Genomic DNA, 26,995 nt, shown 5'->3' on the forward strand with positions numbered 1-26,995 from the left:
TTAAAACACAAGAAACTGCCGAAAATCCGTCAGCGTCGGCTTGTGGTTTCGAAGATTGTAGAGCATACAAAATCAACGTTATAACTATGCGAACCGCCATGTGGCGGTTCTGTTTTATGTATTTACATTATATAGGTGATATGGTATAATAGGTTACAAGAAACGAATAATGAGCTATATATGGGACAGAAAGAGATCATCGACAGGGACACTTACCGAAAGATCAAGAAAATGAACCGTGAGGAGCTTACAAAGTTCATTCTCAAGTACGGGGATGAGCTGCTCGGAGAACAGGGCAAGACCATTGATCTCCCGGCTCTTGAGGCAGAACTCAGTAAGATCAAAGGTATCGGAGGTAAGCGACTTGAGGAAATAATGGTTGTTATAGAGAAATTTTTAGATATTGAATAGCAGGAGAAATAAAAATGAAAAAACTACTTATCTTATCACTTTTAATTGTAGGAATTATGTCTATATTCAGTTGCTCTGATAACACCTCCTCTATTGAGGAGCTACCTGCTCCTAACCCCGACAAGACCGACAACGGCAGACTTGTCTATGCCTACAAGAAGATCATCGCAGCTCTCAGGCTCACCGAGGAGCTTATGGCGGAGATTGATCAGGTTGTGGAGTTCTGAATAACGCAAAAAAGACAGATACCTCTAGGATGGAAGTATCTGTCTTTTGTTGTTATAGCCCGCTGTATAGGTCTTTACATGATAGTTGTTGAAAAACTTCTATATTAGTACCGACCTAATTACAGGCGGATAATTTTTATTCGTTTTCAGATATATTTACGACTTGATCTCACTGCCGCCCCATTCAACAACAGTAAAGCCCTTTCTTTCAAATGTCTCAAGCTGCTGCGGTTCAATATCGACAGATGTCTCAAGCGGAACATATGTCATGAAGATACGGAGCAGGCTGTCAGGTTTCGGTGTGATATCCAGTTTTGCGGAATCAGTATATGCATCGCCTTGGAAAGAAATAAGGTTATACGCATTATGCTCCATTAAAGGCAGCCAGTATACGACAAACTCGTTCATTTCTTCCTCGGTAAGTCCCATATAGGTGAGCTTTTCCTTGAGGAAGCTCTCAGTATCACAGCCTGCAACACAGAAGCCCTTTGAAAAATCAAACTTTGTACGGCAGTTTACTGCGTCCCAGAAGAGATATTTGTGGTGTGTACCGTCTGCTTTGTTCAGAAGCGAACCATCGGGAGAAGCTGTTACGTCCCATCCATTATTATACTTCGGGTAAGTTGTTGACAGCTCTGCTTCTGTCAGTTCAAGCTCCACATGAACATCAGTTTCTTCTTCGGGATAGAGGTAGATAACAGGCTTAGCCGCAACAGCATCATAATGGATAGTTGCCGTATTATCGTCTTTTTTATGTGTTCTAATCCAGCCATACCTTCCTTTATATGAAGTAAACAGCCAATCGTTGTTATCCTTATTGTATCCATTCTCATAAAGTCGTGTCTGCGCAGGGATAGTATTTATAACTTCATAGCTTTCATCAGGACCAAGACGAAGTTCAAGTCCGTTTTCAACAACAATTAGCGGCGTACCATAATACAGACCATTATCGGGCATGACACAATCTTTGAAGCTATTCTTGACAAGCTCTTTCTTCATGTGTGTAAGGTCAAATATGTCAAGCTTACCGTCGGCGCAGAAATCAGCAGCCTTCCAGTCGGCAATAGGATAATTCTTATAGCCGAGCAGCCACTTCTGGAAGATGACCACATCGGATATATTGAATTCGCCGCTGGCATCAACATCTCCCGATGCAGGCTTAGCAGCAGGTTCTGTGGAGGCTTCGTCCTGAAGGAATGATACTATCCATGCAAGAGAAGCATTGTTGCTGAGAGAAGCTTCATTGGTAGACCATGATTCTACGGAATCAGCATAAAACCTTTCAGAAGGATCGTCCGGATTTCCATATCCAATTCCCATAGCCTTCACATATGAGTCAACAGCCTTTGCAGTAGGACCGCTTACGATCACTCCGTCAGGTGCCTGAGGCAGAGACTTGTCGATCTCATACTGCCAGTATTCATGTGACGGATTCTTTGTACAGTAAGAACCATAGCCTGAAATGAATGAGTATGACAAAGGATTGTTGCCGAGGATATAGTCCATACCTCTTGCTACGCCGTTCAGGTATTTATCATCACCTGTTATGTCGTATGCATAAGCCATAGCGATCATATTATTCAAAGCGCGTCCGTTGGAATCATATTCAAAGCCATAGTAATATATATCAGGACTGCGGCTCCATGGTTCAAAATAACCGGGACCGTCATACTTATACGGGATACCGTAGCCTTGACTTTCTTCTTCGTCGATGTAATCGTTTGCCGTTTTAAGAAGTGAACTCTTCAGCATCTCGTTCTGCTCATTTGTGAGCAGCTCCTTGTGCATCAGAAGCGACATAGAACCTGCTGCGGCTCCGCTTTCGCTGTTGAAAAATGTGAAGGAATAGTCATAATCATTATTTGATGGACCATATATCCTTGTGGAGAATTTGAATGCGTCTTTGTAATCGGAAAGCTCAGCAAGGTAGTTAGAGGCATCTTCGTCATTCATCAGCTTTGAAGTGATATAAAGCTCGCAGGCTGCCCAGTAGGCGTCAGCTGAGACCTCATCGTCAGGTGCTACATTTGTTCCTTTCCACAGAGTTTGAGGAGCATAGAACGATACTTTGTTAGCATACTCACCGGCTTTTGCCTTATAAAAGTTTACCTTGTATGCCTGATATGCCTCCTTAGCACTTTCAAGGAGCTTATTTGCATATTCAGCGTCATAAGCTTTCCAAAGTCTTGCTCCCTGTGCAGCACAAGCCGCATAATTCAGAGTTGCCGCAAATGTCGGCGGTTTAATGATACGTATATCCTCATAACCAATATAATCAGGTCTGTCGGTAAGACTGCGCAACCTGTGGTCGGTTATGCTGTGATAATACATACCTGAATATTGACCCCATGTTTTCTCATCGGGCTGCACCTTCATGCGGGACATGAAATCCAGCTCGTATTTACATTCGTCAAGGATATCGGGGTATTTATTGCCTGATTCGGGAACAACGACAGTGCCCGAGCCGTCAGCAAATTTTTCGATACCGTCTTGTGAATAGGTTGCGCGCTCATACATATTCTGGAGCGTCCATAGTGAAATACCGCCCTCTGTCATATTCTTGCTGTGGTCGTCGGCTTTATACCAGCCTCCCGTTGCATCGAGCTTTGAAGAAGCATAGTAATTTGTCGCTTCATAATCTGCCAGATATTCAAATTTCCATTGATTCTGAACATAGCCCATTTCTGTCTTATGAACACCTGCGTGTGCGAGTTTATCTTTATCGCCCGATGTGATGTAATCAGACTCGATATCTGCACCTGAACGATTCTGATAGAAATAGTTGAGCACATTTGTCAGCATATTGTGTTCGCTGTCACTGTAAATATCAGTACCTATCTTAAACGGGAACGATCTCCAGTTCTCGCCTTTGATGCGGATATAATATTCACCGATCTCGTTAAACTCAGAAAAGTCGATAATGCTTACAGTATCGCCCGAATCAGCGTCCTTCTTAGGCGTACCCGTTTTGCCTGTATAAACAACTTCATCATCTGAAACTCTTACTATCTCATAGTCATAGGTCTGATCGAGATTGATGTACTTGGCATCGTGGGTGAAATCTCCTTTATTATCGCCAAGTGTGGCTGTTTTTTTAAGATCCTTATAATATCCGAGCTGATTAACCGATATGAAGTTATTCTCAAGTCCGCTGAAACCGCGGGCAGTATAGCCGTAGTTCAATACAGGCGGAGTTGTTGTGTCATCTGTCAGATCCTCAATGGACATATCATCGAACCAGATCTCGTCGCCTTCCCGAGTATTTCCGCTATACTTGGTGCCCTTTGCGTACTGGAAGGTCCATTGAGCAGATTCGATATCATTTGAAGGCTTGAATATTCCCTCATAAGTCTGCCATTCAGTCGTAAGCTTTGCAGCACAAACAGGCCATTGACCGTCCATATGGGGTCCCATATGCATATCGTTTGTCGAACCGTCAAGCACAAAGTATTCTTCGGAGTCGCTGAGATTGCCGATAAATGAGTACAGTTCAATACCATTACGATTTGACTTTACCTTGAAGCTTATCTTGTACTCATGCCCCTTCTTGAAATCGATATTTCTGTGCCTGAACTGTAGATCCCATCTTTCCTTTTCCGGGCCCTCAGGCACTGAGATCTTGATGTGTGCAGTTCCATCATCGAGTTCAAATTGCTGCTTCGCAGGGCTTGTCTCCACAGTATGCCAGGGGAGCATCTTATACTCAAATGAGGTCTCTCCAAGGAGCTCATAAGCAGATGCTTTCTGCGGCTCTGATATACTGACGGCGGTTGGCGCGATCATTACAGCCGTCATCAGTCCTGCAACGATCTTCTTATAATTTTTATGCATGATATTCCCTCCCTTTATCTATCTGCATTTGTAATAATATTATACATTATTACATTACATATGTCAAGATTGATTGTCACAGTCCACAAATCAGATTTAAAGCTAACAGCTCCCTTACGGGAACTGTATCTTTCATAACATTATATTGCCTTTTCTTAGTATGGATTTCGTATGCATTTTCTGTAGGCAGCCAAAAAGCCCATTTCACAGTTTCTTATATACAAAAACAGCCTCCCGAAGGAGGCTGCTTGTGATATTTAACTCGGCTTGATGATGATATTATTTGCCATTGTGCTGAGGCGGCTTCCAGACAAATAGCCCCTCAGATCTTGCCAAAGACCGAATCATTTCAGTCAAATTATCACTTGGATCATATAAGGTGATGTGCGTATCGTCCATTGCGATCATAACCATAGAGTCTTCTATGAGGATTTGCAGATCAAATCTATTTGATATTATCCATTCATCAAGCAGCTCAGGTTTTGGATTTGTGATCGTCTCACCCGTTGAGATATTGAAAACCTCTATCCCATAGTAGCAGTAGAGTTTCAGTATGATATCCGAGAACTTTCTTCGCAGTTCTGATGCACGAGCTCCATGCAGGAACAAATTCTCAACAGCGAAGAACTGTCCGCTGCTTTCAGCATGAACTTGCTGAGGCAGAAAATCCACGACTATGTATTCTTTTTCCGATAACTGTTCTATTTTACTTTTCTTCATGTTATATCACTCTGACAAGATCGTGTATATAGCTTTGTATGTATCATTCGATGAGATCAGGAGCAATACTCCTTTGATCTTATTCTATACCCAGTCCCAACAGAACCTTCTGTATAGCCTGTGCGTCACCGACAGTAAGACCGTCACCGTTCATATCGCCGTTCGCTTTGCCCTGTTCGGTAAGATGACTCTCTGCTGTGCCTTCCAATCCGTACTTATTGGGATTTGCAAGAGACTGCATGATAAGAACAACGTCTGACATATCTACCTGACCGTCACAGTTGGCATCGCCCCTGAGTCCTTCACTTGGTTCGGTATGGCTCTCATCAAATACATACTTTGCTCTTTGCAGGAAAGCATCGTTTTCAGGCTTTTCTACACTTTTCCATGTTGCTTCGCTTCCATAGAATGTTATGGTCGCAGCGGCTGTGTTATCAGTAAAGGTATAGCCATCAATTTTTTTCAATTTGCCTGATATTTTCAGATCTGTAAGCTTGTTGCAAGCTCCGAAAACACCGAAACCAAGTGTCTCGGCACCTTTAAGCTCAGCTGAGGTAAGGCTTGAACAGTACCAGAAGAGATTATCAGGTATCATGCTTACACTTGCAGGTATTACTGCGGAAGTAATATCCGTATTCTTAGCAAATGCACCTGATGCAATGAACTTGACACTTGAAGGTACGACCACATCTCCCTTGCAGGTCCTTCCGTCTATAAGACCTCCGTTAACGATAACAAGCGGATCTTTCTTACGCTGAGCACTGAGCCACGGAGTGTTATTAAATGTATAATCGCCTGTTTCTACCAGATGATCGGGGAAATTGATCGTTTCAAGGGCAGGACAATCTTCAAATGCGTGCATTCCTATTTTTACAACGCTGTCAGGAATTGTTAAGGTTGTAAGGTTTTTACACATACCAAACGCATATGAGTTTATTACGGTGAGAGTATCAGGAAGCTTCAGACTTTTCGCTGAGTTTAACTGAAAAGCATACATTCCAATTTCAGTAACAGGCAGATTTTCTATTTTATCAGGTATCTCAACTGATGACATATCAGTTGATTTACAGCTTGATATAACGATATGATCCGAATACTTCTGATAATTGAACATATCTGTTGAACCATAGGTATACTCAGAATCAGCTGCTGCTATTATAGGAGCGACAGGAGAGATAAAGCTATTTGGAGCAGCCATGCCCGAAATAGAGAATGCAGTTATAAAAGCAGCAATACTTAATGATATTTTTTTATTTTTCATGATAAAAAGCCTCCTTATAGATGTTTGTTGCTTGAAGTCATTGAAATAAGATGTTATTCATTTAAACAAGTATATTATATCATTCGATCTATGATTATTCAAGCAATATATTATGAATAAATCAGCAGATGGTTTCGAAATATATGATCCCATTATGAGATCAGCCGTTCTGATAATAAAATATTTAAAATTGATTTTGTATTTAATATTGCTATTACAGTATATATGTGTTATAATATACATATATAAATCCGATATATAAAACATTTTGGAATATTTATCCAAATTTTACGTTTTGTTTATGCATAAAGGGGAATGAATATGCAGGCTGTTATTGATTTGCTGAAAGAATATCAAGTGGATATAATGTTCACATTAAGTGCTATATGCGGTTTGCTTGCACTTTTTGTCGTTATTACGAAAACACTGGTCCCATCGCGAAAATACATACTGTTATCACTGGAACTATGCGCAATGTTCCTGCTTATATTTGATATACTGTCATATTATTATCGCGGAAATACCGGTACGACAGGCTTCTATATGGTCAGGATAAGCAATTTCCTTGTATTCGCCCTGACTATTGGAATAATCTTTATTTTCACCCTATACCTCATAAATATTTATATCCATGAAGGAAAGTATGAAAAGCCGCCTTTCAGGCTGAAGCTTTCCTGTCTGATCAGTGTAATTGGGTGGATAATGCTTATTATCTCACAATTTACCGACTTCTATTACAGGTTCGATAAATTCAACAGATATGAGAGAACGAGCGGATTTGCTGTATGTTATCTAATACCGCTGATAATTCTGATACTTGATATGTCAGTGATCATAGAAAACTACAAGCGCATAGGAAAGCTTATGCGTATTTCGATACTCCTTTTCTCAATAGTACCTCTCATTTCTTCTATCATACAGATATATACCTATGGTGTATCACTTATTAATATAACTCTCGTCGGATTAGTTGTGCTTATTTATATATTTTCATTGCTCGATACCAACAAAATGATCGAGCGTGCCAACAAGCAGGAATTGGAGATCGTCCGACAGGAGCAGAAAAATATGCATAAACTGTTTGAACAGACTGCAACTGCTCTTGCGAACGCTATAGACGCGAAGGACAAGTATACTCACGGTCACTCACGTCGAGTTGCGATGTATTCGGTAAAAATCGCAAAAAGTGCGGGTAAGAAAGAAAAGGAATGTGAAGAGATATATTTTGCAGCACTGCTGCACGATGTTGGAAAAATAGGCATAAAGGACAGTATCATCAACAAGGAGGGCAGACTTACAGATGAGGAATACGGTGCAATAAAGACTCATCCTGTGATCGGAATGCAGATACTTTCAAGTATCAGTCAATCTCCTTATCTGAGCATAGGTGCACACTATCATCACGAGCGTTATGATGGTCACGGCTATCCTGCGGGACTCAAAGGCGAGGATATCCCAGATATTGCACGTATTATCGCTGTTGCAGATGCTTATGATGCTATGACTTCAAAGCGAAGCTACCGTGATCCTATCCCTCAGCAGCTCGTTCGTGAGGAATTCGTAAAAGGCTTGGGAACACAGTTCGATCCGAATTACGGAAGAATAATGCTTCATCTTATTGATCTTGACTCCGAATATATGATGAAGGAAAGTGAAGATGCCTCTGAGGGCGATGCAATAGGTACACTGCTGTGCGGACCATATCGTACTACACGCTCTGACGGTATACTGCTCAACAATGGCATTGTCCATATCCACCTTACCAGCCAGATGACTGATGAGCGCAATGAGGAAAATATACCAAGCTTTGTTCTGTTTGATTCACTTGACGGAAGAATACATGACAGCGAACGAAAACGCAAAGACCTTTTATATCACGAATACGCTACTATACACGCTGACGGCATTGCCGAGCAGGCAGGAGTCAGAAATATACGTACAAAGACCAACGAGACCGCAGGTGCGGCGGCAGAAAAAAAGACAATGCTGCGCGGCGAAAAGGTCGACTTTGATATAGAAGCTATGCGCTATAAGGATCATGCGCTGATCAGGATATCAAATCGCTTCCGCTTTCATGAAGTAATTATAGCTCTGCCTGACAGTACAAGATTCTGTTATCTGTCAATTACGGGTAAAAACTGCACTATTGATGATGTGGAGGTATCAAAGACAGGAGAAACGATCGGTTCCGGCTATATTCCGCGTATTGCGGAAGAGATAACGTACATTGATGCACTGCAGGGAGATATCCCAAATGTACAGATAGACGGCTGGCGTTCAGAATCATCTGAAGGTGTCGAGCTTACCGACGGAATGCGTATTTCTTTCCATACTATGAGTCTGCCAACTGCAAGACTGGTATGGCATTGTCCGTTTGCTGTGATCTATACATCGTCCGACGGACTGGTAAACGGCAAAGATTATCGTGAGCTTACGGTAGTTCGCCTTGACGGCGAGGGCTGGGAAGAAGATGATCATGTTGATAACCATATGCTTGTAAACAAGCTTGACAGCTTCACTAACTGGAACGACTTCAAGGAACAGAACAAAGCAGGTCAGGACTGCGAGCTGTTGTTCCATGTAAAAAAAGGTCAGATAGGTATTTCTACGGAATTCTGCGGACTTTCAATACACTCTGTTACTAACGTTACCGATGAAATACCTAAGCTGTTTGTTGCTCTTACAGGTGACCAGTGCGCGATCACTAATATTTGTATCAAAAGGTAAGTCTAATGCTTCTACAGTTCTCGAATATCATGTTTGTATATCGCAAATAAGAACTATGGATATAATGGAAAGCAGATGTAAATGATGACAGCTCGATAGAACTGCCGGTTATTCAAATGAATAAGCACATGAAAAAATCAAAGAATTATAGGCGGCTTAGTGCCGCCTTTTTCTGTTTTTGAGGCAGATCAATTGATGAATACGATCTGAAAGTGAGGTATAGTATACTGAGTTGAGATAGTACCATAATTGTGAGGACTTATAGAAGTTTTTACAAGATAACCGATTATATTTCCACCTTCATTAAATATGTAAGCTTTCTATTATGCTCCTTAGATCTCATGCTGTTTCGTGTAAATTTCCATTGTTGTGCCGGATACATCTTATTTAAGAGAGAATAACAAATCTGTCGACACATTAAGTGACAGAGAAGAAGCTTCATATAACTGGACACAGGATACCGATGATAATGATCAGCCATTAAACACTTACAGTATCAGTAAACCTGTTCAGATATATGATGTTCGAGATACCAACGATGAGTATCTGCGTGTAAGATTTGTACCCATGTGGTATGATTCGGTCGGCAATATATGCGGCGGTGCAGATGATTTTTCCGATCACAGCAAAACGGAACTTGTAAACAATGAACTTATCTTCAAGAATGCACTGATGCTACGATCCTGACATTAAAACTATGTACAGAGCCTGACTGGAATGATAGCTGGGAATATGATGCATCAGATGAATGTTTCTATTATAAAGGAAAGATCAGATCAGGTGACATATCCGAAACACTGCTGTCAGGTGTGCAGATACCTAAGTCTGTCTATGACAGTACAGCAGAATATACTTTGCATATAGAGGTCCTTGCAGATGCGGTACAGACCAGCGGAAATGCAAAAGATCGCTGGTAAACAAAAGGCTGAGGTATGGTGAAAAAATAAAGCATCCGTCATACAATACTGTGATCTGACAGCTTGAAATATACAATGTCCTATGGTATAAACTAAAAAGCAGCCGTTATGGGCTGCTTTTCCTTTATGTCTTGTTGAAAACGAAGTCATCATATTTTCTATCAGCAATAGATATTGTAAATGCTTTTGAGGTGTGTTATAATTGAAATATCAATATCAAGGAGACAATGTCTGAAATTAAAGAAAATGGTATTATCACTTATGGAAAACACGACACAAAATAAAGCTTATTTTCATCTTCCGGGGCTGTTTGAGTTCTATGACCTATATAGCGTGTTTCTGCCGCTGTACCGTGAGCACCGTGAATATTTTTACGATCAGTGCGAAATAGCGTCTGTCTATGGTGCTCCGGCAGATTGTATCTGGGGCGGCGGACGTGCCGGATTCGGCGAATGTAAAGCTGAAGATGTACTCGCACTTATGAATGAATACGGTATTTCTTCAAGGCTCACTTTCAGCAATTCGCTTTTAAAAACCGAACATCTCACCGACAGAAAATGCAATGCTCTGTGTGAGATTTTCGCCGAAAGTAAGGGTGCAAAGAACGGTGTGATAATCCACTCGGATCTTCTGCTTGAACATATAAAAAATTATTATCCCGACTTTTATTTCGTTTCCTCGACTACAAAGGCGCAGACCGATTTCGATCAGTTTGTAAAGGAAACTGAACGGAGCGATTTTAAATATGTTGTTCCCGATTTCAGGCTGAATAAGCTGTTCAGCAAACTTGATACACTCTCACAGGAGCAAAAGGACAAGGTCGAATTTCTGTGTAATGAATGCTGCTCGTTTTACTGCAAAGACAGAAAAGTTTGCTATGAAAATGTAAGCAGGAAAAATCTTGGAGAAGACTGTCCCGAGCACATCTGTACCGCACCTGATGCCAAAGACGGATACCGTTTTTCAAAGGCAATGAAAAATCCTTCATTTATCAGTATAGATGACATAATCAACACCTATCTGCCTCTTGGTTTTTCTAATTTCAAAATAGAAGGCAGAGGACTTGGAAGTGCTGTAAATCTGGAATTTCTGCTTTATTATCTCATAAAGCCTGAGTATCAGCTTACTGTCCGTGAAGAGATCTATCTCGACAGTATGCTGGATCTTTTCTGAGAAAAAGCGGAAAAAACAATACTTAAGGAAAAATATGTTTTATCCGTACAGTCGTAATTTTGAACCCAAATACGCCATGCAATATATGCAAAACGGAGAATGCTATGAAAAATATGGTAACCAAAACGATCGCGCTTGTTGAGTTAAGCATAAGCAGAATACTTTTCTTTCAGATCTCTTAGTTTTTTCATAACGCTTGGCGTTCTTCCTGAAACTGCTTTTTTCTGAGAACCGTCTGAATAGGTGAGTTCAAGTCCAAACTCGCATTCACTCCATTCATGGTGGTTGGGATCCTGCATGATCTGCAGCATACTTTCGTAGTCCTGAGCCATTATCTCACGATAGTCCTGTTCTGAGATCCTGATGACCATGCTTTGAGGTCTCTGATCATATGTCAGATCCTGATAAGACAGGAAATAGTTTTCGCCTTCGCGGTACACTTTGTATAAGATCATTGCTCCTGCGGCTCCGCCGTCATCAGTGATCAGGCAAAGCATGGCGATCGTGTTGCCAAAATAGGAATCCACGCCGATATCCAGAACCTCTTTGCGTATCGTATCATGCCACTTGGTATCTCCGACAGCTGCCGCAGAAAGCATTAGCGGAGCAGTAAAACAAAGGTCGTCCCAGTCCGCGACCGCCCTGCCGTCAGGTGTATAACCAGCCATGATATTTTTCGGCTTGCCGTCTGTTTCTTTTACGAAAAATGCGTTGACTGTTTCCGCATATTTTTTTGCATCTGCGTTTTTGCCGACGAGCGCGTCCGTGCTGATACGCCACGGAACACGGCAGGAATTGTATTCGTAGACACCGTCGTTTTCATTTTCAAGGAAGTTCGCAGGCGCGGGGATCCACTCGCCGCTGCTTCCCCAGATCTTGTCCGCCAGCAGTGCATAGGCAATGTCAAGATCTCCGTCCGTTGCAGAATCCGCACCGTTGGGATCTACAAGTGCCTTGCCGTTGTCGCTTTGCTGCCATGCCATCAGATGCGGACCAATGCTGCTCGGATGCGCCAGATAATAATGGTACATACCGTCAAAATGTCTTTGGCATTGCTGTCATAGTCTGACATCAGCGCTGCCTGTGGTCGATTTTGACCCGTGTAAGATATATAATAAATATTAGGGTGGAGACTATGAAGAAGTTTTGGGCAATAATGATCATAATAGTATTGACAATAGGAGTTTTAATACCATTTAAAGCTTATGCCGCGGACGCGGATTATGTTTTGAATGAGCCTGTTTGGAAGGATTATGTTGAAAAATCTATAGATATAGATAAAACTCCGGGACTTGCAGTTGCACCAGTAAACGGCACGAGTAATAATTGATACTGAGAAGGGCATTGCTGTATTTACAGTATGCAATTCTACAGTGAAAACGCAGTATTATGCTGCAAGTTCATGTTATCTTATGCTCCCGGAAAAAACGAGCTTTTTCCTGATATAGAGCGCAGTGAAATGTTTAAATGTGATATACTTGCATCGGTCCTGTCCTGTGTGTCTGCTGCTTGATGTGCTGATACTTTTCCTGCTCATAACAAGTATCGCAAGATATACGCAGATATAATGTCATAGATAAGGGATAAAGTAGTCAAGGGAAACGTTCAGCAAGCTCAGCAGGTCCTTGAAGCTTCTTATGTAACGGTATATAGGGGGAAAATTAACGCAGATTAAAACAATAACCCCACCCAATTTTTATTTCGGGTGGGGCATTGAATTCTTATGCAGCCGTTATAGGTGCATATCTCTTTGAAGCAAGTATCTTATCCATTACAGCCTCGGGGGATATTTCACCGCCCATGACCATATCGAATATTGAAGGTGTGTAGCCCGATACCAGTGCAGCTCCTGTTTCGGAGCGTGTTACAGGCATTGCGTCACATCTTGAATTTACGTTCCAGAATACTATCTCAGGCAGGTCGTAGCCGTGCTTGTTGTAGAGCTTTCTCATTGCCTTGAACAGTACATCGTTGTTACCGCCGACAACACAGTAGTCGAACTGCATATCGGAGATTATGTAGAGCTTCTTAGGCATATCTGCTGCTGAGACATTGTTCTTTACAGCTGTACGGAGTATCAGCATAAACACAGCCTCAAGGTTTGTATTTGCTACCTCGTTAAAGGTATTGCAGTAACGCACCTTCTCCACTATATCCTTGCCCTTTATCTCTATGAGACGGGGCTTTTCGGAGAAAGTGATGAAGTGGTCTGCAAACTCGCCTCTATTATGCTCTGCGAAGTATATTCCCAGAGACAGTGCTGCGTCTATAGGACGGATACCTCCGCAGCCGCAGGTCATTGAACCTGAACCGTCTATAACAGCTATGGCATTCTCACGTCTTGAAGCTGTAAGGTCTGGCAGAGACTTCCATGCAGCGTCCAGTGACATTCTCTCATTTTTTGAGATATTGCCTGCAAGTGCTGCTCTGACTATGTCATAGGGAAACAGTCTGTCGGCATTGAGCTTTGCTGAGCCGTTGTGTACGTTATTCAGGTAACCCATATAACGCTTGTTATCATTTCTGATAAAAGCGCGGCGGTACTTGAACATAGCACATGAGGGCTGTACCTCATAATTGAAAGTATAGTCACGCTCACGGAGACGGTTCTCCAGTATATCTGTGTATGCTCTCAGAGCTGACAGAGTCCGTCTGTATGCAGGCTCGGTCATGCCAAGCAGAGTAGCCATATGTCTGCCCTTGTTTCGTGTATCCTTTGAGGAAGCATTTACAGAGGGCAGCCACTTTGCAAGCAGAGAAGCTTGTCCCTTTGCGTTCATAGCTGCGATATCCTTATCCAGCTGAGCCTTTATCTCCTTAGCTGCTGCGTTCTCCAGAGGAGTACCCAGCAGTACGCACAGGTCGTCGAAACGGCCATACTCAGCGAACAGAGGGATATTCTTTTCAACAGCCTTAGGAGCTGTCTTTATCAGTGCGGAAACTGCACAGCGGAAGAAACGTCTCTCGCCCAGACCGCCTCTTGCGTCACGGGCGAAGAAGATTATCTTCATGGTCTTGTCGGGATCCTCAGCGTAAGCGCGTGTTACCACGTCAGCTATCTCCTTGGCTGTGGAATTTCTCATTGCACCTGCCTTGAAGAACATATCAAGGCAGAATGACTCTGTTGAACGGTAAGCAGTACCGCCGTTCTCGGTATATGTCATGTTGGATTCCTTCTTCAGAAAGTTAAGCATAATAATTCTCCTTTCAAGTCAGCGTTTTACCATACGTTTCCGCAGGACAGGATTCGAACCTGTAATAACCAATTATTTTATGCTGTTGCTGACTTATTCGCGGCTCGTTTTTTTGCACAGTGCTTACCTCATAGAGGCAGCTTCCTGCGTCCCTGAAAAATAATGCTGTCAGAGCCGAATTGTTGCTGTGATGTACAAGACGCTTGCGTTTTTTCACTTCCTTAAAAAGCACTTCATTTAAACTTTTGCAGTAAGCGTCTTAATTTTCATACTGCCATAAATATTTGACAGCCTGATAGAATAAACAAGGCACATTTTATCGTGAAAGGATAATAATGATTGCTGTTTGTGCCTTAGTCAATAAAAATATAATATCAAGACACCAAATAAATAATCCATTTTATTAAAAAAATTGCTGTTAGTGTCTTAAAAAGTGCTGTAAACGAAATGCAAGCTGCATTTTTTTATGATAGTGAGTGGGTTTACGAGCGTCAACGTGGCAAGGGTGCAGCGTCACGCTGTCTGTAAGCGGCGAAATATTAACCTTTTACTACTCCGACGGTAAAGAGCTTCTTCACTGGCTCTGTAAGATCCTGCTGATTTGCCATTACATCATTGATGTCCTTGTAGGCAAATCTTGACTCCTCTGCAACGTCGGACTTATTATTCTTTGCAAGAACTACGTTCTGCTCCTTCAGGTCGACCATTACGGACTCCACTGAAAAAGTGTCCATAGCCTTTGTACGCGAGTAAGCTCTGCCTGCGCCGTGGGACGAGGACATAAAGCTGTCAGGATCGCCCTTGCCGCGGACTATGTAGCTGTATGAGCCCATAGCGCCCGGGATAATGCCCATTTCACCCTCGCCGGCACGGATAGCGCCCTTTCTGTGTACCCATACATTCTTGCCAAAGTGATTTTCAAGGGCTGCGTAGTTGTGGTGACAGTTTATCTCACCTGAGAATACAGGAACTATGCCTGTGTGCTTCTCAATGTGCTTTGTGAATATATCCTTGATCTTTCCCAGCATGATAGCACGGTTCTCGAATGCGAAATCCATACAGAGCTGCATCCACGCAAGATAACGCTTACCTTCATCTGTATCAACAGGCAGAAAGGGTAAATTCCACTCATTCGGCACTTGCGAGAACCACTTGTCATTGAGCCCGTGAGCTATCTTGTTGAAGTACTGTCCCACGATATTACCGAAGTGACGGCTGCCCGAATGGAGCATGATACCGCACATTCCGTCATCGTCCTGCTGAAGCTCGATGAAGTGATTTCCGCCGCCGAGAGTACCTGCCTGATAGTAGCCCTCCTCGATCTGAGGGATAAGCTCCTTATCAGCCTCGTACTGTCCCATTTCAGCCTTTGCACGATCCAGTACCTCAGAAGTCTGTATTGTTTTATAATGGGCAAAGCCTGTGGGGATATTTCTCAGAATATCACCGCAGATAGTTTGCACAAGGTTTCCGCTGCCCGTAATTGTTTCACGGAGAAGTGATACAGGGATATCGGTCTGGACATAAGCCATGCCGCAGCCTATATCAACTCCTACCGCATTTGGGATAACAACGTCCTCACAGGCGATAACTCCGCCTATGGGCATACCCTTTCCTGCGTGAGTATCTGGCATAAGTGCTATCCACTTATGTGCGAATGGTAACTTCGCAAGGTGCTCCGCCTGTTCGATACACTTTTCACCGACAGCTTCCATATCTGTCTGCCATATCTTTATCGGGAGCATATTTTCGTTCTTGTTGTAATGTACGAACATTTTCTTCACTTCTCTTTCCTTTAGCTTGACTTTAGTATACCACAGGAATTGGAAATAATCATATAAAAAAATCTGCGCACACTCCTTTGTCACTTGAAAATGACATATTTTTCTGTTAATATATAAATAATGAAAGGACGTGAAACAAATGGCGGGATTTTCGGAGCTTATAAAGAATTTCGATAAAACAAGAGAATATGTTCGGGATTTCTTCATTTACGGCTGCAAGGTCAGAAGCGATTTCGACAAAAAGAGCGTCCGTACCTATGATGACGAGAAACGTCGTGTGGAGAGCTGGATGCAGGACTATATGCGCTATGATGATTCTGTTCAGGGACGACATGTTTCTATTTCCGTTGACAGCGGACATATTCCCGAAAATCCGCTGTATAACGCATATTACTCCAAGAGCTTCACAGATAACGATATAAAGCTGCATTTTCTTCTTATTGATATATTGCAGGACGGCAGGAGCCGCTCTCTCAGGGAGCTCACCGATACTCTGAACAGCGAATACGAGCAGCTTTTCGACGATCAGACAGTCCGCAACAAGCTGAAGGAATATACCGACGAGGGCATAGTTATTGCCGAAAAGCAGGGCAAGACCATGTATTATTCTCTTGCTGCTTCTTGTGCAGATGATCTCATAAAGAAGTATAAGGGACTTGATGACGCTTTGAAGTTCTTTTCGGAAGCTCCTGATTTCGGTGTGATCGGAAACAGCATAATGAAAGCCGTCGGCATGAAAAACGACCTGTTCCACATCAAGCATAATTACATGATACACTCTCTTGAGGACATACTTGTCCCCGATATACTTGAAGCTATCGATGATAAGTGCAGTATCACGGCTAAGAAATTCTCATGGAAGAAAGATGATGAGTTTTCCGAAGAGGAGATGATCCCCATGCAGATACTCGTATCCGTGCAGACGGGCAGACGCTATATAGCAGCCTATGTGCCGAGACGGCGCAGATTCGTCACTTTCAGGCTTGACAGGATAAAGCAGATAAAGAGGGAGAATGTCTGCACTGACTATGACAGGCTCAGAGAGCGCTATGACGTTAATATACAGCGATGCTTCGGCGTTTCCTTCGGAGACCGTCATGAGGTTGGAGCGGTAAATGCTATAAAGATAACGTTTACAGTTGACGAGAGGAACGAAAGCTTCATCATTGACCGTTTAGAGCGTGAGAAGCGCTGTGCTGTACTTGAAAAGACAAGTGAAGGTCTGTATACTCTTACAGCCGATGTGTTTGATCCAAATGAGCTGATGCACTGGGCAAAGACTTTTATCGGGCGCATAGTGTCAATTGAGGGCGGCACGGAGAAGATAAGGCTGCGCTTCTATAATGATATCCGCAGAATGTATCGAATGTACGGAGGTATTGAAGATGAACATATTCAGTGAGATATATGGTACATATTTCCGTATAGCTGCGAAACTCCTCGAAAATGAGGTCACTGAAGAGAAGAACGTCCATGAGACCATACTTCGTGACGGCTTCCGCGATTCTGTGCTGTTCCTGCCTCAGAAGCTTATACCAAACGGTGAGGACTGGGGACTTTTCAGACGCAGCAGCGATAATATGCTCAGGCGCATAACAAAAAAAGCACCTGTAAAGGTGCTGACAAAGCTGCAAAAGATGTGGCTGAAAGCAAAACTCTCCGATCCGAGGATAAGGCTGTTTTTGGAGGACGAGGTAATAGAGGACTTAAAAAATGAACTGGCTGATGTAAAGCCGCTGTATCACCATGAGCATTTCAGGCTCACGGACAGATATGCAGATCACGATGACTATTCCGACGAGAAATACATTGCTAATTTCCGTGCAGCTCTTGATGCTGTGAAGAAGCGGAAAATAGTCGATATCTCTTTTACGTCAGGTCATGGGAAGCGTGTGAGCGGCAGGTTCGTAATGCTGAAAATAGAGTTTTCACCCAAGAACGGAAAGTTCCGAGCGTACTGCTATAGGCTCAGTAATGATAGGATAAAGAACAGCGGCTTGATAAATATCGGCAGGATAGATACAATAACCGATACGGGGCGGATATTCCGTACTCCTGTATCTATGGACGATTATTTCAGCAGCCGTAAATGCAGTGCTCCTGCGGTAATAAGGGTGACTAACGAGAGGAACGGCGTGGAGCGCTTTATGCTGGAATTTGCTCCCTATGAAAAGCATACTGTCCGCGACCTTGAAACTGGACAATATACCGTTGAGCTGTGGTACGACGAACAGGACGAAACAGAGGTGCTTATAATGCTGCTCAGCTTCGGACCTGTTATTGAGATACTTGGTCCCGAGAAACTGCGAGCACAGGCAAAAGAACGGTTAATGAGGCAATATGAGCTGCTTTATGGGAGAAATGATAATTTTACAGATAAACTTTTTGATGTATAATAATGGAATTGCCGCCTTTAAAGGCGGCAATTCGTTTATATAGACAATATCTTAATTCAACTCACACACAAACGGTTCAATGTATTCTCTTATGAAATCCGCTCTGTCCATTACAGTAGGCTTGAAATAGGCTGTTACGGCTATAACGACATTCTTCTCGGGATCAACATAAATGACGTTTCCGCTGTTTCCGAGAGCAGCATAGATATTCTTTTCACGGTCCAATATCCACCACAGATAGCCATATTCCATGCCCTGCCAGTTCTGATTTTCAATGGCTCTTGGGTGCGTCATCTCGTCTATCCAGCTTGAAGAAATGATACGCTTTCCGTTGTAAACGCCCTTGTTCAGACAAAGCTGACCTATCTTTGCCATATCTTCTGCCGACATACAAAGTCCGTATCCGGGAGTACCCAAGTCCTCTTTATCACTGAACCATACATTCTCTTTAGGAGTTTTCTCAATAGTAAACCGCTTGTGTTCCTCTGCTGTTTTTGCAATGTAGACAGAGTACGGTCTGATATCCAGCGGTCCGAAAAGATATTTGTTTGCGTAATCAACGGTCTTCATTTTTGTTGCCTTGTATAGTATTCCCGTGAGGATATGCAGGCACACCGTTTTATAGTTGAATTCGTCTGTCAGACCGTTCCTGCCGCCAAGAAAGTCAAGAGAAGCATATGTCCAGTTATCGCTTGAACATACCTTTGACCACGGATCACCCTTGCCTTTATATGGTGCTCTCATAGTCAGCAGATGCTTAATTGTCACATCGTATATGGTCTTTTCACCGCGTTTCACTTTATAATCAGGGAAATAGTCAAGGACTTTGTCATCAATACTACCTATTTGTCCTTTATCAAGAGCAATACCTATGAGCAGTGCCATAATGCTTTTTGTAGCGGACATTATGTGTACGCAGTCGTCTTTCTTGTAATCGTGCCATGTGTCGCTGTAGACTATTTGTCCGTCTTTGTAAGCGCAGATCTGGCAGATGTTGTTCTCATTGCCCTTGCTTTCCTCAATATACCTATGAAGTTCGTCTTTAGTCATAATATACCTCCGTATTGATAGAGTTCTGTATATTCGATCGAAGTTTCATACAGTATCTTTATTGTATCAAGATGAATTTTTAATGTCAATACTTTTTTCTAAAAAATACTAACCTTATTTGAATGATGATTGAAAAATACATATTCTCATGATATAATGAAATAAATTCTGACAGGTGGTGAAAGAATGGGATTTTTCAGTAATACTAAGATCAATATAATAAAGAAAGTAACCGCTGGTATCGTTATAGCGGTAACAGGTGCAAAAGCTGCGCTGAAATGTGAATTGATCAGCATGGAAGAGAACGAGAATGATATGACATATCCTATGGTCATGACACTGAACGGTACTCCACTAATGGAGATGCATCCGAGTTATTGTCCTACCTGCTGCGGACTCCTTGCCACAGGCTATGGACTTGATAATGTGAAATGTACCGAACTTACCGACATATCAGATAAGATCAACAGCGGATTTACCGGCGTTGATGATTTTCTTGAAATTATAAAGCCTCTTATCGGATTATTTGAGGACGGAGTATATCTTATCAGAGATACAAAGACTTTTCCTGTTGACGGTGACGGTCACTTCTTTTGGGCAGTCCCTGACGAACTTAAATACTATAACGCATATACAGACGCATATTATATCACCGATCTTATGCAGCTAATTGAACTAAAAGGAGCTTTTCTGTATCCTACACAGTCGCGGGATAGATATGATGAGAACCGTGTCAAATATTATATGAACTTGTTTAGCAGCGGCAAAGAAAAGCCCCGTGCAATAGCATATAACGCAATGGGCGGCATGAGTGCTTTGCTTGACGGTCATCATAAAGCTTGTGCAGCTGCAAGACTTCACGCTACTCTTGATACGATAGTTATCACAAAGGGACATCTTGCAGGAGACAAGGACAATATTCAGATACGATTCGGTTATTATCTTGATGCCGAATATGATATAGCAGTAGATAAAGCCAGCGGTCTTCCTTCAAAGCTTTACAAGCAATATACAGAGCAAATGGCCGATCTTTATGCAAAAAAGAAGCAGCAGCCTCCTGTACTCTATAAAGGACTGCCTGTTGAAAGCAGATTTGCAAAACGCGAATGGGAGAAATGCTATACAGACGCTGTTTATTATTATCCGACAGCAGATCAGTTTGCAGGTGAATTAGCCTGTGATTACAGCGCTATTGAAGATATGTCACCCGAAGACATATATTACTATGTCTTTCAGCAGGAGGATCCTGTATATTACGCTAAGATTCTTATGAGCCGTTTTGTTTGGACAAATGATAAACGCACAAAAGAACTGCTTATGAAGTTCGCACGTTATAATTCATTCAGCGGTGATACCAAGCAGATAATCGCTGCTGCACTCAGAGGCTTGATGAACTTCAAAGATGATGAGACCGAAAAGATATTCGTTGACTTTGTTGTCTGCGGCGATGATTATCTTGCTGACATAGCAAAGGATTACTGGGAAGATGCTGAATAAATGGGCGTGAGTGGATAAAATGGACAAGATAAGGAAATCTCAAAAAATATAAATGGAAGATTGTTTCTGGTTCTATTAGTCATGGGACTCTGTCCGACGCTGTACACAACTCTGCGAACTTTTTTCCTCGGGCAGGCTGTAGCGAATAATAATGAATACACCAACAGGATACGAAGCGGATTGCTGGTATCGCGTATGGTCAGTATGGTCGGAGAACCAGGTACATACTGGGTAGCAAATAACTTTATATGAGGGTGGCTGCTGCCTATTACTCAGCTTGATGAAGCTTATCAGCAGCCCACAGGCAGTCACCGCCTGCGTGCCATTCGTACCAGTATTTGAATTTATATTTTGCCATGCTGCCGCCTCCTTGTATCAGCATTGGTTTGGACCTATGATATGTACTTTTGAATGGAACACGCCTTCTGACCTAATTATACATTATTCCGACCTGAAAATCAATTGCTTTTTGTATGGCTTGTTTATCATAAGGTCATTGACATTTCATTCCTTTCAAACAGAACCCTTGAAGAGTTAGTGATTTTTCAGCTGATATTTATGCTGCCATGCTTGATCTGGCTTTTTTCAAAATATAAACGTTATCAGCGGTATAATATTGATCAGTTGGCTGATAGCTTTTTGCAAGACAACAAATCCGAATAATATACATATAATTGCTGCATTTATTATAAAAACGTATCAAAAGGTCTTTAAGTGCAGTGGATATATGCATACACAACCGTTTATGAATACTTGAAAGTGAATTTGAAACGTGATATATACGGCACATAAATACTTGCGTAATAAGAATGAATGTGGTATAATAAAATATCATTTTTATATGTAAATAAATTATCCAGGAGGAATATTTCATGAGTTTAAAACGTAATATCGCAGCAGTTTCTGCTCTTAGTCTTATAGGAGCGCTCTCTTTAAATGCAATTTCATCGCTGATCAGCAATGAGAATACTGCCAATGCTGCCACAAAATTCGGTGATATCAATTCTGACGGATATATTGACGCTGTTGATGCTTCAATAATACTCAGCTATTACTCTTATGCTTCAACAGCCGAGGGTACACCTGTATCTTTAGAAAAGTTCATAGCAGGGGATACTGCTGATAAGACCGAACCTTCGACCTCAGATAAAACGGATAAAGATGTCAGCCTGAAAACAGGCGGAGATACTTTTACTATCCTGTCATGGAACAACAGCGATGTCCCCAGTCTTGTGGCAAACTGGACAGGCTTAAATGAAGACTATGTAATGAATAATCTGAATTCACGCTCGGGAGATGAATTAAAAACACCGTCAGGCGTAAAAATAAACTTCATCAATGTAAATTCCGCAGGCGCATATGCTTCGGAAGCCTATGATGAGATATTCAATTCGGGCGACGATGCAGATGTATATTTTGCCGAACCCTACTGGGCTTTGAATTATATGGATAACGATAAACTCTCTGCACCTCTTTCAGCTCTCGGCATAACGGAAGATGATATGGGCGAATGGTATCCTTATACCAAGACGCTTGCAAAAAACAGCAATGGCGTATTCAAATCCGTTCCTTATGATGTTGCTCCGGGAGCTTTTATATATCGTTCAGACCTTGCTGAGGAGTACCTCGGAGTCAAGACTTCCGAAGAAATGCAGACCGCTATAGGGGATTGGGACAAGTTCTCAGTTTCGGCAAAAACTATCGCTGAAAGATCTGAAGGGAAAGTGGCTCTTGCTGATTCCCTCGGAGGTATGTGGGAAGCTTTTTCCTGTGGAAGATTTGATTTCGTCACAAGTGATAATAGGTTTAATCTGACTGATGATATCAAATACTTCGCCGATATGGCTAAAGGACTCTGGAACGTCGGCGGTGTTTCAAAGAACGATCAATGGACAGATGACTGGATAAAGAGCGGTCAGGAAGGTATCAGCATGGGCTATTTCGCACCTTCGTGGGCATTCTGTTACAATGGCAGCTTCATAAGTGAAGCGGCGAAAAATCAAGCAGGAAAGTGGAGCATATGCATAGGTCCGCAGGCATACTACTGGGGCGGCAACGATATACTGGTCAACCCGTCTACAGATAACGGTGATGATGCAAGAGGCTTTATTCTTGCTTCTACTTCAAATTCTGAAAACATGAATAAGTTTACTTATTTTAATAATATTCCAAACAATATGTTTGTCAATGCGAAGCTTGCAAAAGATAACACGTATCGTGCTAAAGATATGACAGACATATTCAATGGAGAGAATTATTACACTGTTTTAGATCAAAGTGCAAGAAAAATTGATATTAAAAAGTATTCGCGTTATGATGAATCGATCAAATCCGAGATTATAGGGACAATAAAGAGATCATACATTGAAGGAGACCGCAATTGGGATGATGCTTTGAATGAAACGCTGGATAGAATCGCCGAAGCTAACCATGATTTGGAATGGGACGACTGAAACGCCATAAACCTTATAAGCAAGGAAAATATAACATTTTGATTTGAGAAGGTGTGAAATGAGCTTAGGTGAAGCTATTCTTGATCATTACGAGAAATACTTGGGTGACTATGTCGGAGCGGACGTTTATGCCGATGAAGAATGTGAGATACAGCTGCTGGGATTTCCGGAAGCTATAAAAAATTGTCTTGTATTGGCTACATTCGGTGTTTCTAAATATGAAGATTGTGAAGTGATACTTCCGATCGATGACCTTTATGATGAATGTGCGGAAATATTCGCAAATTCTATATTCTACGCTTTATCGAATAATATAGAAATCGGCAGAGGAGTCCTGATAGAAGGCGCAGATAATATTGTTGAAGGCTTTTCTGATAAATGCGGTAAAACGGCGATATGTTTCACAGAAGCTTATCCACTGCCTGATGAATTCGCATTGGCCGATAATAGATGTCATATTTATATGGGATTCTTTGTTTCAAAAAAGGAAGCAGAATATATAAAAGATCATGGAAGTGAAAAGTTCGAGGACATCTTGGAAGAAAAGGAAGCAGACGTGATCGATCTGAACCGCAGTTCCGTGATATGAAATAATAAAGACGTAAGTTAAAGTGAATATACTTAAGCACAGTTTCAACCGATAAACAAAAGACTTTAATACGAGCAGAAAAAGCAAACCACCCGTTCAGCGGGTGGTTTTGATTTTATATCGACCTATACTATGTCATTTCTTTAGTATTACAGCTTTGGAAAAACTGAGCATATGCAATATTTTAATGTACTGAGAGTGTAGATTTACTGCGCTTCCTTAAATGCTGAAGCATCAGAGATCAGGTCCATTGCGCCGTTGTCATAATATATTATTTCAGGCGGCACTTCTGCAGTGATCTTAAAATGGTCTGCTTTTTTATATGCCATAGCAAGCGGTGAAAGGCTGGGACCAAGATTACGTTCTTGTAAAATACTTTTATTCTTTGTTACAGTATAATTGGCGACATCGCCATTGAGACTCGAAAACAGGTCTGCCTTATTGATAATATCCGCATGGAACTTAAACGGATACGATTGCAGTCCTTAGCCGTTGGTCGTTAGCCCTTAGCCGAAGAAGTTCGCTTACGCTCACATTATTCAAATTACTCGCTAAAGGATAACGGATAAAGGCTGAGCAAAAAAAGTAAATAATACTTCATTTTTGCGCTGATATACAAGCAGTATTTCTACATTTAGTATACTTATTGTATTTTTTAAACAAAATATTGAATATTGTCTATTCTAATCAAATCTGAATTAGTCATTATTACAATACAAATGATAAAATGTCCTAACTAACTGTGCTGTTTGCAATATTTTTTATGAATTTACGCAAAAAATATTGACTATCAGATTGCTTAATGATATAATTTATTTGATTGAGAAAATCAACGACTATAATTAAATAAATATTAACTGATGATCTCTATTCAATTTCATGATCGCCTTGTGTTTATGATTGAGAAGTATACTAAAAGGGAGGTTAGAATAGCACAGCAGATATCAGCCGCTTAATATATTAACGTCACAAATATCGTACTTATCAAAAAGTTTTATCACATAGAAAATAATTGATATATCATAAGATCAAAATATCAAATTCAGTAAAGAATGGGGGAGAGATGGTTTTCATTGATTGATGTTTTCTTCTTCATGATCGGTCGATTATTAATAAACTATTTAAAACAGAAGGAGTAAGATTTAAAATGAAGAAATTAGCAAAACCATTTATAAGTATCTTCATAACTATTGTAATGCTCGTTACAGTATTACCTGTGTCTGCTTTGGCAGCTAACTACAGCGTAAATTATTGGGAACATTCAGAGCCACAACGTACACTTTCATCTGGCTATAACGGAGATGATGTAAAGTGGCTCCAGTGTGCTATAAACAACCTTGTTAGTAATGGTGATAACAGCAGTATCCCAAGTCGTCTTAACACTTCAAAATTAGATGTTGACGGTGCTTTTGGAAATGCAACAAGAACAGGAGTTTTAGCATTTCAGAGAAAGTATGGTTTAACAGCAGATGGTTATTTTGGTCCTGCTTCCCGTGCTAAGATGAAGGCAGTACTTCACCCTGCACCACAGCCATCACAGCCATCTCAGCCATCACAGCCATCTCAGCCATCACAGCCAACATATTCAGCTGTATCAAGAAACATATCCGATGGAGTTTATTACATTCGTAATAAGATGACTAACAAGTATCTGGACGTTAAAGGCGGTAGTGCTTATAACGGAGCAGAAATCATTCAGTATTCATTCCATGGCGATCTTAACCAGCAGTTTAGAATAAAATATGAAAGCAATGGTTTCTATAAAATTTATTCTATGGCTGATGAAGGCAGATGCTTTGATTTGCATAGCGCAACAGAAGCAAATTCAAATGGTACAGATCTGATGGTATATGATGCTTCATTTGGTTTCCAGGAACAGAATTTCAGATTTAGAAAAATGAATGACGGCAGCGTTGAAATAGGAACTATGAACAGCTATGGCAACAAGATCTTAGAAGTTACAAATTCATCTTATGCTGATTGCGAGACTATTCAGATCTGGGACAGAAGCGATTCAAGAAATAATGATAACTGGTATTTAGAGCCTGTAAATGATTATGCTACTCAGGCACCTGCTCAGTTTAACAGATCAAGCGGCAAATTCCCACTTGGTTCAGTTAATTATGGCGGCAACAGATATAGAATTGTAACAAGAGATGATGTACCTACAACAGGAATGACTCAGGTTAAACAAGTTACAAAGAGTAAGAGGAACTTTAGCTTAGCTACTGCAATTGCAAACTTCTCAATTGATGGTGATGAAAGCTACGCTGCTGGCATTAATGGAGTGGCAGCAATTTTCGGTATTACTAATGCGATTGGATCAGCTACATCGTCTGCATATGTTAAATTAACCTTATATAAATCAACAATATCAAATTTAAGATATGCTACTATAGAGGTTTATGATTCTGAATTACAGAGCCGTCTTAACAATGATGCAGGTTATGAAAAATATGGCGGTAAGGACGAACAGGGTAGAAGTCAGAAAATGTATTTATCTAAAGAACATGCAAAGAATTATTATCAGTATGACGGATACTTTGATTCAAACGGAGAATTTTGTATAGCATTCCACACTTACTATGATGATTATGTAGCATATCGTGAGAGTGAAGACTGGGCTTGGAGTCCAACATATATAAATTATCCAAGATACAGATACGGAAATGATAATGGTCACAATTCTCTCTTCGCTCCACTGAAGGCTTCTGGCGATGCTAAAAATCTTCTTAACCAGTGCATCGGCTAATTAAAGATACACA

At 41.4% G+C, this 26,995-nt stretch carries 19 protein-coding genes and 1 pseudogene; 12 read left to right on the forward strand and 8 right to left on the reverse strand.

All coding sequences use genetic code 11. From position 1 onward, the window contains the following. Positions 1-180: 180 nt before the first annotated feature. On the forward strand, positions 181-411 hold the full coding sequence (locus BLW60_RS12270; protein ID WP_074717802.1) for a hypothetical protein: 231 nt from the start codon (positions 181-183) through the stop codon (positions 409-411). Between the two features lie 14 nt (positions 412-425). Further along, the gene (locus BLW60_RS12275; protein ID WP_074717805.1) at positions 426-638 is read left to right on the forward strand and encodes a hypothetical protein; all 213 of its coding nucleotides are present in this window, start codon (positions 426-428) and stop codon (positions 636-638) included. A 156-nt stretch (positions 639-794) separates the two neighbouring features. Here the strand turns inward: BLW60_RS12275 and BLW60_RS12280 are convergent, their stop codons facing one another. The 3 genes from BLW60_RS12280 to BLW60_RS12290 all read right to left on the reverse strand — a co-directional run bounded on the left by BLW60_RS12280 (position 795) and on the right by BLW60_RS12290 (position 6,450). Continuing rightward, the gene (locus BLW60_RS12280; RefSeq protein WP_074717808.1) at positions 795-4,469 is read right to left on the reverse strand and encodes a glycoside hydrolase family 9 protein; all 3,675 of its coding nucleotides are present in this window, start codon (positions 4,467-4,469) and stop codon (positions 795-797) included. A gap of 279 nt (positions 4,470-4,748) precedes the next feature. Next, a complete protein-coding gene (locus tag BLW60_RS12285; RefSeq protein WP_074717812.1) occupies positions 4,749-5,189 on the reverse strand; it encodes a site-specific integrase in 441 nt (146 codons plus the stop codon). Between the two features lie 79 nt (positions 5,190-5,268). Continuing rightward, positions 5,269-6,450: a leucine-rich repeat protein gene (locus tag BLW60_RS12290; RefSeq protein WP_074717815.1), complete on the reverse strand. Its 1,182-nt coding sequence runs from the start codon at positions 6,448-6,450 to the stop codon at positions 5,269-5,271. Between the two features lie 321 nt (positions 6,451-6,771). On the opposite strand from BLW60_RS12290, the gene BLW60_RS12295 reads away from it, so the two are divergent. The 3 genes from BLW60_RS12295 to BLW60_RS12305 all read left to right on the forward strand — a co-directional run bounded on the left by BLW60_RS12295 (position 6,772) and on the right by BLW60_RS12305 (position 11,267). Then, positions 6,772-9,177 carry an HD domain-containing phosphohydrolase gene (locus tag BLW60_RS12295; protein WP_074717818.1) on the forward strand — a complete coding sequence of 802 codons (2,406 nt, stop codon included), beginning with the start codon at positions 6,772-6,774 and terminating at the stop codon, positions 9,175-9,177. 369 nt (positions 9,178-9,546) lie between these two features. Continuing rightward, positions 9,547-9,864 (forward strand): hypothetical protein, encoded by a 318-nt coding sequence (locus BLW60_RS12300; protein ID WP_074717821.1) that lies wholly within the window; start codon positions 9,547-9,549, stop codon positions 9,862-9,864. Between the two features lie 491 nt (positions 9,865-10,355). After that, complete coding sequence (locus BLW60_RS12305) at positions 10,356-11,267, forward strand: hypothetical protein (protein WP_074717929.1); 912 nt, start codon at positions 10,356-10,358, stop codon at positions 11,265-11,267. A 143-nt stretch (positions 11,268-11,410) separates the two neighbouring features. Here the strand turns inward: BLW60_RS12305 and BLW60_RS12310 are convergent. Continuing rightward, positions 11,411-12,304: pseudogene (locus tag BLW60_RS12310) on the reverse strand (hypothetical protein); the annotation flags it as partial. Positions 12,305-12,402: 98 nt separating this feature from the next. Here BLW60_RS12310 and BLW60_RS12315 point away from each other — a divergent pair. Beyond that, complete coding sequence (locus tag BLW60_RS12315) at positions 12,403-12,597, forward strand: hypothetical protein (protein WP_074717826.1); 195 nt, start codon at positions 12,403-12,405, stop codon at positions 12,595-12,597. 391 nt (positions 12,598-12,988) lie between these two features. Here the strand turns inward: BLW60_RS12315 and BLW60_RS12320 are convergent, their stop codons facing one another. Continuing rightward, complete coding sequence (locus BLW60_RS12320) at positions 12,989-14,461, reverse strand: DUF2828 family protein (protein ID WP_081348248.1); 1,473 nt, start codon at positions 14,459-14,461, stop codon at positions 12,989-12,991. A gap of 539 nt (positions 14,462-15,000) precedes the next feature. Then, positions 15,001-16,236, reverse strand: a complete 1,236-nt coding sequence (locus BLW60_RS12325) for an RtcB family protein (RefSeq protein WP_074717930.1) — start codon at positions 16,234-16,236, stop codon at positions 15,001-15,003. Positions 16,237-16,384: 148 nt separating this feature from the next. Between BLW60_RS12325 and BLW60_RS12330 the strand changes: the two genes are divergently transcribed. Together BLW60_RS12330 and BLW60_RS12335 are read left to right on the forward strand one after the other, a co-directional pair. Further along, positions 16,385-17,647 carry a helix-turn-helix transcriptional regulator gene (locus BLW60_RS12330; protein ID WP_074717832.1) on the forward strand — a complete coding sequence of 421 codons (1,263 nt, stop codon included), beginning with the start codon at positions 16,385-16,387 and terminating at the stop codon, positions 17,645-17,647. After that, positions 17,631-18,641: a WYL domain-containing protein gene (locus BLW60_RS12335; protein WP_074717835.1), complete on the forward strand. Its 1,011-nt coding sequence runs from the start codon at positions 17,631-17,633 to the stop codon at positions 18,639-18,641. Before BLW60_RS12330 ends, BLW60_RS12335 begins: the two co-directional genes overlap by 17 nt. A 51-nt stretch (positions 18,642-18,692) precedes the next feature. Here the strand turns inward: BLW60_RS12335 and BLW60_RS12340 are convergent, their stop codons facing one another. Then, a complete protein-coding gene (locus BLW60_RS12340) occupies positions 18,693-19,691 on the reverse strand; it encodes a serine hydrolase domain-containing protein (RefSeq protein ID WP_074717838.1) in 999 nt (332 codons plus the stop codon). 186 nt (positions 19,692-19,877) lie between these two features. Between BLW60_RS12340 and BLW60_RS12345 the strand changes: the two genes are divergently transcribed. The 3 genes from BLW60_RS12345 (at position 19,878) to BLW60_RS12355 (ending at position 24,230) form a co-directional block, all read left to right on the forward strand. Beyond that, positions 19,878-21,188, forward strand: a complete 1,311-nt coding sequence (locus BLW60_RS12345; protein WP_074717843.1) for a hypothetical protein — start codon at positions 19,878-19,880, stop codon at positions 21,186-21,188. 872 nt (positions 21,189-22,060) lie between these two features. Beyond that, positions 22,061-23,641: a hypothetical protein gene (locus tag BLW60_RS12350; RefSeq protein ID WP_081348249.1), complete on the forward strand. Its 1,581-nt coding sequence runs from the start codon at positions 22,061-22,063 to the stop codon at positions 23,639-23,641. A 58-nt stretch (positions 23,642-23,699) separates the two neighbouring features. Further along, entirely contained in the window at positions 23,700-24,230 is a 531-nt protein-coding gene (locus BLW60_RS12355; RefSeq protein ID WP_074717846.1) for a suppressor of fused domain protein, read from the forward strand. 206 nt (positions 24,231-24,436) lie between these two features. Here the strand turns inward: BLW60_RS12355 and BLW60_RS17295 are convergent, their stop codons facing one another. Continuing rightward, a complete protein-coding gene (locus tag BLW60_RS17295) occupies positions 24,437-24,559 on the reverse strand; it encodes a hypothetical protein (protein WP_278289918.1) in 123 nt (40 codons plus the stop codon). Between the two features lie 818 nt (positions 24,560-25,377). On the opposite strand from BLW60_RS17295, the gene BLW60_RS12360 reads away from it, so the two are divergent. Then, complete coding sequence (locus BLW60_RS12360) at positions 25,378-26,982, forward strand: RICIN domain-containing protein (RefSeq protein WP_074717849.1); 1,605 nt, start codon at positions 25,378-25,380, stop codon at positions 26,980-26,982. The last annotated feature ends 13 nt before the right edge of the window (positions 26,983-26,995 follow it).

This window comes from Ruminococcus flavefaciens (genome assembly GCF_900108555.1).
GTDB classification, from domain to species: Bacteria; Bacillota; Clostridia; order Oscillospirales; family Ruminococcaceae; genus Ruminococcus; species Ruminococcus flavefaciens_P.